At 42.9% G+C, this 12,285-nt stretch carries 8 protein-coding genes; 7 read left to right on the top strand and 1 reads right to left on the bottom strand.

From position 1 onward, the window contains the following. Window positions 1-550: 550 nt before the first annotated feature. Window positions 551-1,678, bottom strand: coding sequence for an acyltransferase family protein (locus BV375_RS33960; RefSeq protein WP_086768798.1), 1,128 nt, complete (start codon window positions 1,676-1,678; stop codon window positions 551-553). Window positions 1,679-1,915: 237 nt separating this feature from the next. On the opposite strand from BV375_RS33960, the gene BV375_RS33955 reads away from it, so the two are divergent. The 7 genes from BV375_RS33955 (at window position 1,916) to BV375_RS33925 (ending at window position 12,136) form a co-directional block, all read left to right on the top strand. Beyond that, window positions 1,916-3,040: an alkaline phosphatase family protein gene (locus tag BV375_RS33955; protein WP_086768796.1), complete on the top strand. Its 1,125-nt coding sequence runs from the start codon at window positions 1,916-1,918 to the stop codon at window positions 3,038-3,040. Window positions 3,041-3,334: 294 nt separating this feature from the next. After that, window positions 3,335-4,228 carry an inositol oxygenase family protein gene (locus BV375_RS33950; RefSeq protein WP_086768794.1) on the top strand — a complete coding sequence of 298 codons (894 nt, stop codon included), beginning with the start codon at window positions 3,335-3,337 and terminating at the stop codon, window positions 4,226-4,228. Between the two features lie 989 nt (window positions 4,229-5,217). Then, window positions 5,218-6,261, top strand: coding sequence for an ABC transporter substrate-binding protein (locus BV375_RS33945; protein WP_339376821.1), 1,044 nt, complete (start codon window positions 5,218-5,220; stop codon window positions 6,259-6,261). Between the two features lie 95 nt (window positions 6,262-6,356). Then, the gene (locus tag BV375_RS33940) at window positions 6,357-7,391 is read left to right on the top strand and encodes an ABC transporter substrate-binding protein (RefSeq protein WP_086768790.1); all 1,035 of its coding nucleotides are present in this window, start codon (window positions 6,357-6,359) and stop codon (window positions 7,389-7,391) included. Between the two features lie 104 nt (window positions 7,392-7,495). Then, a complete protein-coding gene (locus BV375_RS33935) occupies window positions 7,496-9,049 on the top strand; it encodes a sugar ABC transporter ATP-binding protein (protein WP_086768788.1) in 1,554 nt (517 codons plus the stop codon). Further along, entirely contained in the window at window positions 9,046-10,041 is a 996-nt protein-coding gene (locus BV375_RS33930; RefSeq protein WP_086768786.1) for a ribose ABC transporter permease, read from the top strand. The genes BV375_RS33935 and BV375_RS33930 overlap by 4 nt, the downstream gene beginning before the upstream one ends. Window positions 10,042-10,594: 553 nt before the next feature. Next, the gene (locus BV375_RS33925; RefSeq protein WP_243714140.1) at window positions 10,595-12,136 is read left to right on the top strand and encodes an iron uptake porin; all 1,542 of its coding nucleotides are present in this window, start codon (window positions 10,595-10,597) and stop codon (window positions 12,134-12,136) included. Window positions 12,137-12,285: the final 149 nt, after the last annotated feature.

Here is a 12,285-nt window from a genome sequence, read left to right as displayed (position 1 = left end):
TCGTAGCTCATTGCTCTTTGTTTTTTGACCTGTATTTTTTCATGCTTACATTATTCGTGCAAGAGGTCTAAAGACGAGGACACTTGCGTGGGCGGGTTTCCAAAGCAGTCCGTTTGATCGCCGGACTTGTTCGCTCTCAAGCGTTTCCGAAAGGTAGGAACTGCCGTCGGCTTTCCGCAAGGTAGCAATTGGCGTCAAAGTGTCCGTCGCAAAGTTGTTTTTTATGTCTTTGTGTCTGGCAGAATAACGCAGAGTTTATCTCAATTCTCAAAAAGTGGACAACAGATTTAAACCCGATAACCCAATACGGTTCAGTTAAGGTGATCAGAGTTCTCATCTGTCGGACAAAAACCAAGATTTGGGGGATTTTCCCCCAAACCCCCGATTGGGTGACGGTTGCGTCCCCCAAGCCCCCTCCAAAATAATTGTTCGGTTTTTTGTTTAGTAATTATTTGTGAGCTTTGTTGTCAATGAATTTTCTTAACTGAACTGTATTGCCCGATAACCCAGATAAAATCTAACTTTCTTAATTACGAATTACGAATTGGTATTAAACTTTGAAAAACCAGCGTTGGCGATACATAATTACTGCAACTAACCACCAAAATAATACAGTGACAAGGGCAAACAAGAATGAACCGTTAAAGGTTCCAGCCCAAGAAGCGAAAATATTCTGGTAAATCCAATCGTAGGTGCTGGGGGCTTTTTCACCAGTGCCGATATTGGTTCTCACTAAGATTTTAATCAGTAAAACAGAAGCTACGAAAAGGGCGATCGCATTTAAGCCCATGATTTCAAATGGTTTACCCCAACGACGTATCCGCCGGACTTCGATGAGTTCGTAACAAGCAGCTAACAAAAGTAAAGCCCAACCACTGGTAAAGACAACGTAGGAACTTGTCCAGATTTTTTTGTTGATCGGAAATGTCCACCCCCACATCCAACCAATAATTAAGCAACCGATGCCAAATAAAGCTAAACCTATACTTATACGAGATTGTACTGTCTGGCTACGTATCCATTGTCCTGTGAAATAGCCAGCCAGGACGCTCACAATAGCGGGAATGGTACTGAAAAGTCCTTCTGGATCTCCCATGAAGTTGAAATTATCGCCCTTATACAGATGTGCTTTCGGTATAATCAATCGATCAATATATGCGCCGAGGTTACCTTCCCGTGTCAATACACCAGCACCATAACCAGGTACGGGTACATACATCATTGCCAACCAATAGCCGATGAGTAGCACGCCTGCCAATATCCATTGCCCTTTACGCGGTAACTTGAGAACTGTTATGGAAGCAAATAGGTAAGCCAGACTAATTCTTTGTAACACTCCCATAAGCCGGATGCTACTGAGGTCGAAAGTCCAAACACCTTTATTCCAAAAACCGTTTAGCAGCAAGCCTAAGGCAAAGAGAATTGCCGCACGGCGTAAAATCCGCCAGTAAACGGCTGATTGAGGTTTTTCACCTTCGGTGTACTTTGACAGCGAGAAAGTCATCGCCACACCGATAATGAACAGAAAAAAGGGAAATACCAAGTCAGTTGGAGTGCAGCCGTTCCATGCGGCATGGTCTAAGGGAGGATATTTATCATCTGCGACTCCCGCCATATTCACGAGAATCATGCCAGCAATGGTAATACCTCGAAAAACATCAAGTGAGGTTAGGCGCATAGCAGGAAATTTATCTTTTAAAGATCTAAGATTACTCCTGCTGTTGCAGACGAGCAAGGAAAGTTTTTAGACCAACATACAAGTTAAAATTTTGTAAAGGACTTGTGTATCAGTATTTGAAAGCGACCGGACACGAAGCGAGTATGTTAAGGTGCGATCGCGCCAAGCAAATTTGAGCGAATTAGAGCAAAACAGCGTATACTCAACGGCGGGTAAGACTAAAAGTTTATAGTAGTTATGTCAGCACGTTACACGCCGAAAGAGATAATTTTTGCTCTTGGTTTATTGAGTTTAAGCTTAACTGCGATCGCTTGCACCTCTAAAACTCAATTATCTAGGCAGACACAAAACAAAAACCAAGCCTTAGCAACCTCAATCTCAGCAAAAAAAGACCAAGCAATTCCTAAATACGAGCATATTTTTGTCATTGTTGAGGAAAACAAATCTTATGACCAAATTATTGGCAATTCCAATGCACCAATAATTAATCAACTTGCAAAAACCTACGGTTTAGCTAGTAACTTTTACGGCGAAGTACATCCTAGCGAAGCTAACTATATTGCCATGCTTGGTGGTAGTACCTTTGGCATTCATGACGATGATGCATTTTATTGCCAGGTAGGGAGTAAATACCAGTTTTGCCCAAGTTCTCACAGGTCAGACTACGCTAACCATACTATTACAGCTAAAAGCTTAATCGACCAGCTAGAACAAAAAGGTCTGACTTGGAAGGGTTATTTTGAGGACATTCCTACCCCAGGTTCTAAAGCAGTGTTTGCACCCAACAAAATCCGAGCGCTGTATGCCTCAAAACATAACGGGTTTATGAACTTTAAAAAAGTACAGGACGATCCTAATTTGCCTAGCAAGATTGTGGGTTTTGACCAACTGGCGAAAGATTTACAAAGCGGCAATGTTCCCAACTATAGCCACATCATCTTCAATCAATGCCATGAAATGCATGGTTTGCAGGAATGTCCCAACCTGCAACAACTGATTAAAACTGGTGATACCACGATTGGTAAAGTCGTCCAACAAATTACCACATCTAAATTTTGGAATAGTTCTGGTAATAATGCGATCGTCATTACCTGGGATGAAAATAGTAATCCACTTGTGAAGAAAGGGACACAAGGTTGCTGCGGTTTTGACCCCAAAAGTAATGCTAACTTTGGGGGTGGTCATATTGCGACAGTTGTAATTACCAACCACGGCCCTAGAAGTGTAGTAGATAAAACACCTTATAATCATTACTCCTTGCTCCGAACTACCGAAGACGCTTTTGGGATCTCCGAGTATCTCAACCAGGCGAATGAAATAGCTAAAGGAGTCCAGCCGATGACAGGGCTATTTGCTAAATAATTAGGAGATTATGCTTAACCTAGCTTCAAAGACGCAGGTGTAAGAGTGTAGCGGTGTCAGGAAAAGACCAAGCCGCTTAAATCTAAATCATAAAGCAGAGCGATCGCTCTGCTTTATGGTCGTCGCTAGCGAAAATGCACAGCCAATCTGAACATTACTCTATTACTAATTTGCAAAGAAACTTAATACACATTCTTTGCACACGTGTGCAAAAATAAAAACATGAACTAATGCACACGTGTGCATCAAGCATAAAACAACTATTTAACAATCCAAAATCGAAAACGAAGACATATGTCTCAAACTTCAAATGCCATAGAGCAAGCTCAAAACAATCCCTTGCATTCGCTAGAAGAATGGGAAGAAGACCTACTTAATCGCTATCCCGATCTGGACAGCATTGTTCAAGAAGGTAAAACTACCACAGAGTACAGGAATTACGAAAATACTACTAGAGACACAGTCAAAGAGTTTTATCGATTAAATCATATTAATCAAACCTATGACTTTGTATTAAAGAAAGAAGAAGAGTTTTCCAAGTTTGACAAGAAAAAAATGTCAATTTGGGATGCACTGGAATTTTTGAATCAATTAGTAGATGATTCAGATCCGGATACAGATTTAGATCAATTACAGCACTTGTTGCAAACATCAGAAGCTATTCGCGCTGATGGTCATCCTGACTGGATGGTCCTTACTGGCTTCTTTCATGATATGGGAAAGGTGCTTTGTTTGTTTGGAGAGCCACAATGGGCTACTGTAGGTGATACCTATCCTGTAGGTTGTGCATTCTCTAATAAAATTGTTTTTTCGGAATTTTTTCAAGAGAATCCTGATTACAATAACCCAAAATTTAATACTAAATATGGTGTGTATGAGCCGAATTGCGGATTAAGTAATGTACATATGTCGTGGGGACATGATGAGTATTTTTATCGAATCATGAAACCTTATTTGCCTGAACCAGCATTGTACATTCTCCGTTATCACTCATTTTATCCTCAACACCGGGAAAATGCCTACGAACATTTGATGGATGAACGCGATCGCGAAATGTTTAAGTGGGTGAAACTATTCAATCCCTACGATTTGTATTCAAAAAATCCCAATCCTCCAAATTGGGAACAACTCAAGCCATACTATAAAGATTTAGTGGCTAAATATTTACCTGCAATAATTAAATTCTAAAGCTTTAATCGGAGCAAAGATTAGGTGGAATCAATACTGCACACATTAATATCTGATACAGCTTGTCGAGATTAAAATGATTTCTGTTGCTAATCATGCGCAAAAATTATTGAGCAAGCTGAAATTAGGTGGTCTATTTTCCTAAATTTGGCACCGAATTAGTATCAGTACAAATATACAATAAGCGTGCAGATACCCTTGAAAAACAACCAAGAAAAAAATTGTTTTTATCACTATTTTACTACATTATATAGAAGAAGATAATCAATCTTTGGATTAAAGAATGTCTGTAATAGCGATAAAAAATAAGTTTACTTGACCAGTATATTTGAGCCAAGTTAGCAAATAATTCAGAAGGATTTTTTGGCAGGGTAATCTACTACATTTTATTAAGTTAAATGTTTGCCCCTGCTGCTTCATGATTTGTTGTTGAGGATTGTTATTATACAACAGCTTACTTGGCAAAATCCAGATTACAAATCAAATCTTTTACTACGATGCTGTTAATTTTTATGAATATGGTTTAATCTCTGTCCGTTAATTTAGCTAAACTGATAAATAACCTTAAATCCGCTTATTTATCTCCAATACTTCTCTAGAACTAGAAAAAGGGAATAACTATTATTCCTTTAGTAATAAACGGTGTTTTGAAAAAAAGTTTATTTTGGATTAACTACAGAATAAACGAAGAGAAACTTGTTTTCATTCACCTACTTTTAAATAAGTTTCACAAACAATGGTGTAAATATTTAAAGTAGTGTAGCGAACATCGTTTTCTTTTAAAAACCAAAAAATTTAATTTAGTGGAACTGTAGCCATAACTCCAATCGCATTAGAGCACGCTTTGAGAGGAGTTGAACTGGCAAAAGCTATTAGTGTCACTAAGTTAGGTCTGAAAACTTCGGGCCTAGTTCATAGTGGGATGACATTGCAGATTTATATGCTGCTGACCTTCCTGAAATAAAATTCGTTGTTAGATACAGATGAATATGAAGAGAATTGCGTTCTCCTCTGGTGTTGCGCTTCGCGCGATCGCAGTTAGCATCTTAGGTTTACTCAGTGGTACTGTTGTTGGTTGCACAAATAGCTCTCCCAATGACAACAGTGCTGCTAACACTGATACCAACACTGCAATCAACACTAGTGCCCAGACTAAAGCTAGTACTCAGAATGGCAAATTGCGAACAGTAGGTGTTAGCCTTGGCGACTTAGGTAACCCCTTCTATGTAGCAGTGCAGAAAGGCGCTGAGAGACAAGCCAAGAAAATCGGCAGTGATGTCAGAGTTAATGCGGTTTCCAGTGGCTTTGACTTGAATCAACAAACCAACCAAATCGAAAATTTTACCGCAGCGAAAACTGACCTAATTATCCTCAGCGCTGTTGACAAAAAAGGAGTCAAACCAGCAATTGACAACGCCAGACAAGCCGGTAGGGTTGTGATTGCGGTAGATTCAGCCGTTGATGCAGATGTCGATGCGATGATTAGCTCTAACAATACCCAAGCTGGAGAGATTGCTTGCAAATATATAGGCGATCGCCTCAAAGGCCAAGGTAACGTAGTCATCCTCAACGGTACGCAGATGGATTCTATAGTCCAGCGAGTTGAAGGCTGTATGACTTCATTGGCTCAATATCCAGGTATAAAAATCCTCTCTAAAGACCAGAATGCAGAAGGGACAAGAGATGGTGGACTCAGAGTCATGACAGACGTGCTCACAACCTTTCCCAAAATTGATGCTGTTTTTGCCACTAACGATCAAAGTGGGGTAGGCGCAGATTTAGCAGCCAAGCAAGCAAGACGCAAAGAATTTTTTATTGTTGGGGTTGACGGTTCGCCAGATGCAACCAAAGCAATGGAAGACAAAGATGGTGTATTTGCGGCAACTGCTGCTCAAAATCCAGCAGGAATGGCTGAACAAGCGGTTCAGGTTGGTAACGATGTCATCCAAGGCAAAAAACTGAGTAATTCTAACATTCTGGTTCCAGTCAAGTTAGTCACCCGAGAGAACCTCAGCAGCTACAAAGGCTGGTAGTTCTTGAAGCGGACAAGGGGGAAAGAGCTATTACTAATGCTCACTATCTATTTACCCTTGATTCTTGACTCAGAGATTTTTTAAATAGGAAATATATGAAAGTGAAAAAGATTGCGATCGCAGCTAGCATATTAGGCATTCTCAGCGGTACTGTTATTGGTTGCTCAAATGGCGCTCAGAATGGCAACAGTGCTAGTAACACTGATACTAACACTGCCACTAACACTGCAAGCAATACTAGCGCCCAGACTAATACTGCCACTGGTGATAAAAAATTACGTTCGGTAGCCTTCACTGCTGGCGATCTCAGTAACCCCTTTTTCGTCCTGATGGGGGACGAAATTAAGGCAGAAGCCAAGAGAATTGGCGGAAATGATGTCAAAGTTAGTGTGGTTTCCAGTGCCTATGACCTCAACCAACAAGCCAACCAAATTGAAAACTTCACTGCTTCCAACACCGATGTAATTATCCTGAATGCTGCTGATAAAACTGGCATTAAGCCAGCAGTGGATAAAGCTAAGCAAGCCGGGAGAATCATAGTTGCAGTAGATACAGGTGCGGAAGGAGTAGACGCCACCGTTACTACTAATAATGCGCAAGCTGGAGAGGTTGCTTGTAAATATATTGCTGACCGACTCAAAGGCCAAGGAAATGTAGTAATCGTCAATGGACCTCAGGTGGAATCAGTAATTCAGCGAGTTAATGGCTGCCAGAATGTATTGGCGAAATATCCGAGTATAAAAATACTCTCTAAAAACCAGAATGCAGAAGGCAGTCGGGATGGCGGACTCAGAGTTATGACTGACTTGCTAACAACCTTCCCGAAAATAGATGCTGTTTTTGCCATCAACGATCCGAGTGGTGTGGGAGCAGAACTAGCAGCCAACCAAGCACAACGTAAAGAGTTCTTTATTGTTGGGGTCGATGGTGCGCCTGAAGCAATCAAAGCGATCGCCAACAAAGATGGTATATATGCGGCAACTGCTACGCAAAATCCCCGAGGAATGGCAGCAAAAGCAGTTGACGTTGGTAACGACATCTTGCATGGTAAAAAACCAAGTAATTCCACCATTCTGATTCCAGTCAAGCTGATCACTAAAGACAACGTTGCTACAGAAAAAGGCTGGTAAGGAATTGGGCATTGGAAGGGAGATGAGGGGGAACAAGGAGAATTGTGAACTATGCCCCATGCCCAATGCCCCATGCCCCAATATTGTTTATACAGGATGTGTTCATGACAATAAGTACTGAAACTTCTTTTCCTGATACGCCAACTGTCACCCCTGTATTAGAAATGCAAGGGATTACAAAACGATTTCATGGTGTACCTGCTCTGCAAAATGTCAATCTCACAATCTATCCGGGAGAAGTTCACGCTCTCATGGGCGAGAACGGAGCAGGCAAAAGCACATTGATGAAAATCCTGGCTGGGGCTTACATTGCCGACGAAGGCGAGATTCGCATCAATGGTAACCCTGTAAAAATTACCAATCCAGCAACAGCGCGACAGGCGGGTATTAATCTTATCTATCAAGAACTGAATGTCGCACCCAATTTAACCGTTACCGAAAATATGTTTATGGGTAGCGAGTTACGCAGGGGTCAGTTTTTAGACCGCCAAGGTATGGAAGAAGAAGCACGGCAAGTGCTGCAAAGCCTCGGTGCTAGTTTTGCGATCACTGATATAGTCGGTACTCTCTCTATTGCCGAACAGCAGCAGGTAGAAATTGCCAGGGCCCTGAAAGATAAAAGCCGCATCTTGGTGATGGATGAGCCAACAGCTGCCTTATCTGACCGCGAGACTGAGCGTTTGTTTGAGGTTATTCGCAAACTGCGGAATGACGGCATTGCCATTATTTATATCAGCCACCGCATGGAAGAAGTGTATGCCTTGGCGAACCGCATTAGCGTGCTACGCGATGGGCAATACGTCGGTAGTCTGACACGCGAGGAAATTTCAGCTCAGCGATTGGTACAAATGATGGTCGGTCGTCCTATGCAGGATTTTTACGAACATCAGCGGCGAACAAATTTTGGGCCAGTGGTGCTGGAAGTTAGAAATATGAGTGACGGCCGCAAGATTGAGCCGGCTAGTTTTGTAATTCATGCTGGTGAGATTCTCGGTCTAGCTGGGTTGGTTGGTGCAGGACGCACCGAACTATCCCGGCTAATTTTTGGTGCTGACCGTAAAGCAAGTGGTGAAGTATTTCTAGATGGCAAAAGACTAGATATTAATAGTCCTAGTGATGCCATTGATGTTGGCATAGGCTATGTCCCAGAAGACCGCAAAGATCAAGGTTTGTTTCTGGAGATGAGTTCCCGGAAGAATATTGCTCTCAACAGACTCAGGCAGGATGCAAAGGCTGGTGTTGTTAACTGGGGTTCAGTCAATCAGATTGCCACGGAAGCGGTAGAAAACTTTCATATCCGGCTTGCCAATCTGGAAATTAGAGCAGTCGATCTTTCCGGTGGCAATCAACAAAAGCTGCTGCTGGCGCGCTGGCTAGCGATTAAGCCGAAAGTATTGATGCTCGATGAGCCAACACGCGGTGTAGATATTGGTGCTAAAAGCGAAATCTACCGGATTATGAGCGAACTGGCAGCACATGGTATTGCGATTTTGATGGTTTCCAGCGAACTACCAGAAATTGTCGGTATGAGCGATCGCGTCTTGGTGATGCGAGAAGGGCAGCTGGTAGGCGAACTAGACGGCAGCCTTGGCAAAGAAATTACCCAAGAAAATATTATGCACTATGCCACTGGAGCAGGGGAGGTATCAGGATCATGAGTCAAACCGTAAGACCTGCCAAAAATAGACCAGGCACGCAACCCGTGTCGCGCCAGCGTCAATCAATTAACAATCTCATCCAAGTTGCAGGGATTCTGCCGATTCTGCTAATTATCTGCATCTTATTTTCATTTTTGACCCCCAGCTTTCTCTCACCTGGTAACGCCGTCAATATATTACGCCAGGCATCAATCAATATTGTGCTGGCAACGGGAATGACGTTTGTCATCCTCACCGGTGGTATTGACCTTTCGGTTGGATCAATATTGGCTGTTTCTGCCGTAGCTACGCTGCTAGTATCGCTGATTCCAGGTCTGGGTTGGGCGGCTGTGCTAGCTGGATTGCTAACAGGATTGGTTTTGGGCTTACTGAACGGCGCTTTAATTACCTTTTTGGATGTGCCACCCTTTATTGTTACCCTTGGTTCACTTACCGCCTTGCGGGGTGTTGCCTATTTGCTCGCGAAGGGGACAACAGTTATTAACCGTGACATAAATTTTGCTTGGGTAGGTAATAGCTATTTGGGCCCCATTCCCTGGTTAGTAGTAATTGCTCTACTTGCTGTCATAGTTAGTTGGTTCATCTTGCGACAAACTGTGTTAGGCGTGCAAATATATGCAGTTGGAGGTAACGAACGGGCAGCACGCTTAACTGGTATCAAAGTCAATCGCGTATTGCTATTTGTCTATGGCGTCAGTGGATTACTAGCAGGCTTGGCAGGAATCATGAGTGCTAGCCGTTTATATAGTGCTAGTGGCTTATTGGGTCAAGGTTACGAGTTGGATGCGATCGCGGCTGTAATTCTTGGTGGCACCAGCTTTACAGGCGGTATCGGTACTATTACTGGCACCCTGCTAGGTGCATTGATTATTGCTATTCTCAACAATGGTTTAACCCTGTTAAACCTATCTTTCTTCTGGCAACTAGTCGTCAAGGGACTAGTAATTATCTTGGCGGTAATGATCGATCGACTCCGCAGACGTTCCAGATGAACAATCAAAAGATTTAACGCGATATGCAGCTTAATCTTCTGTTATCAGTCCATCAAATTTTAATGGTACTCTAATGTGAAGATTAAGCTCCTGATAAACAATATGAGCTAATAGCTGATTATTAAAGCGCTCTTCACGGTATCCAATCACAGTTTCAATTAACCGTCTCAGTCGTTGCAAAAACAGTACTGATTTAGGTCATAGCTATCTTGCTGGAGCGCATCCCCTAAGAATATTTATTTCTCTTCCATTAATAAATTCAGGGATTCGGGATTATCTGTCTGTATTGCTTTTTACCCTACCCTACGGGAATGCTAACCTTTCTGCTACAGGGGTACGACGAGAACGGCTAGCCTTGCGCAACGTCCGCCGTAGGATGCCCGAAGGGCTGTAGGACAAATGCCGAACAGCGAACGGGTGATGTTTGTTGAGACCAAGAATACAGGTTTTTACAAGTATCTCGTTTAATACCATGCTAAAAAATTTTTTGTACAGTTTTTCACTCTTATTTTTGTTATGCCCGGGAGTCTGGGCAATACCCTCAAACAATAATTTGAAAATAGCTGATGCAGCTGATAATAATGACAGCATTCAGGAACAGGTAAATTCTGTATCTCAGCTATCAGATGTACAACCAAACGATTGGGCATTCCAAGCACTGCAATCGCTGATAGAACGCTACGGCTGTATTGCAGGTTATCCCAATGGCACCTACCGCGGTAACCGTGCCCTAACTCGCTATGAATTTGCGGCAGGTTTGAATGCCTGCTTGAATCGGATTGGTGAGCTAATTACTACCAGTACTAGCGAGCTAGTCAATAAGCAAGACTTAGCAACATTGCAACAGTTGCAACAAGAATTTGCCGCCGAATTAACAACCCTACGTGGGCGGGTGGATGTGTTAGAGGCACGCACAGCCACACTCGAGCAGCAACAGTTTTCTACTACCACTAAATTAAATGCCCAAATTATTACTGCCGTTAGCGATACCTTCGGTAACAGAGTTGGAGGCGATCGCGATGAATCCAACGTCTTCTTTGCAACTCGCGGTCGTCTCCAGTTAGAAAGCAGCTTTACAGGCAAAGACATGTTGCGAGTCCGCCTGGAGTTTGGTAACTTTACCAATCCTGATGGCACTAGCCGGATTGCCGCAGCCACCGGCACAGGAATGACGCGCCTGAATTTCGATAACGACAGCAACAATACATTAATTGTGCCCCACATCCGTTACTACTTTCCAGTTAGTGATTCCCTCTCCTTCGTCGTCGGTCCGGTGGGTATTGGCTACAACGACATCACAGAGAACGTAACTCCTGCCACAATTGCCGATGATGGCAATGGGATTCCCTCACTATTTGGTAAAAACAGTCTTCTGTTCGAGCGCGGTGGCGGCGGTGGCGCGGTTAACTGGAATATCAGCAAAGACTTGGTTTTGACCTTAGGCTATTTAGCAAACAGTCCCAATAACCCAACTCCGAAAAATGGCTTATTTGATGGTGGTTACAACGCTCTGGCCCATCTAGTCTATCACGGCAACCAAGCAGCAATAGGTGTCGCCTACTCTCATGGATATAACCCTGCTGGCACTGTTGATATCACAGGCGGCAGGGGCAGCGCCTTGTCAATCGCTCCCTTTGGTAACCGCATTGCTACTTCCAACGACATCGTCGGTGTCCAGGGATACTATCGCTTTTCGCCTAACTTCCAAATCCATGCTTGGGGTGGATATATTTGGGCAACTGCCGAGAGCTCTGGTTTGAGTGATGTTTCTAATGGCAGGGGTGGAACAGATTCTCTATTAGTCAATAGTGGTAACACTGCTAATGCTTGGTTTGGGGCAGTTGGTCTCTCCTTCCCAGATTTTGGGGGTAGAGGCAACCTTCCGGGAATTCTCGTTGGTATTCCACCTCATGTTACTAACAGTGATGTCCGTCAAGAAAACGACAATGCTTACCACATCGAAGCTTTTTATCGCTTGCGAGTCAACGATAACATCTCGGTGACTCCTGGTTTCTGGGTAATTCTGAATCCAGAGAACAACAGCAACAACGATACTCAGTATGTTGGTGTACTGCGTACCACCTTTGATTTCTAAATCTGCTTTTCAACACAACAGTTTTGTCAGTCAATTGAGGGTTCTAAAAAAGTGATTACGCGAATAACTCAATTTGGCAAATACTTCTCACTAAATATCTACGAAATATAACTATGACCTCCACTACTACTCGTCGGAAAGCAAACACG

It is taken from the genome of Nostoc sp. 106C (assembly GCF_002154725.1).
Classification (GTDB): domain Bacteria; phylum Cyanobacteriota; class Cyanobacteriia; order Cyanobacteriales; family Nostocaceae; genus Aulosira.
The sequence above is the reverse complement of the archived record's forward strand: the minus strand, read 5'-3'. Positions and strand labels throughout refer to the sequence as shown.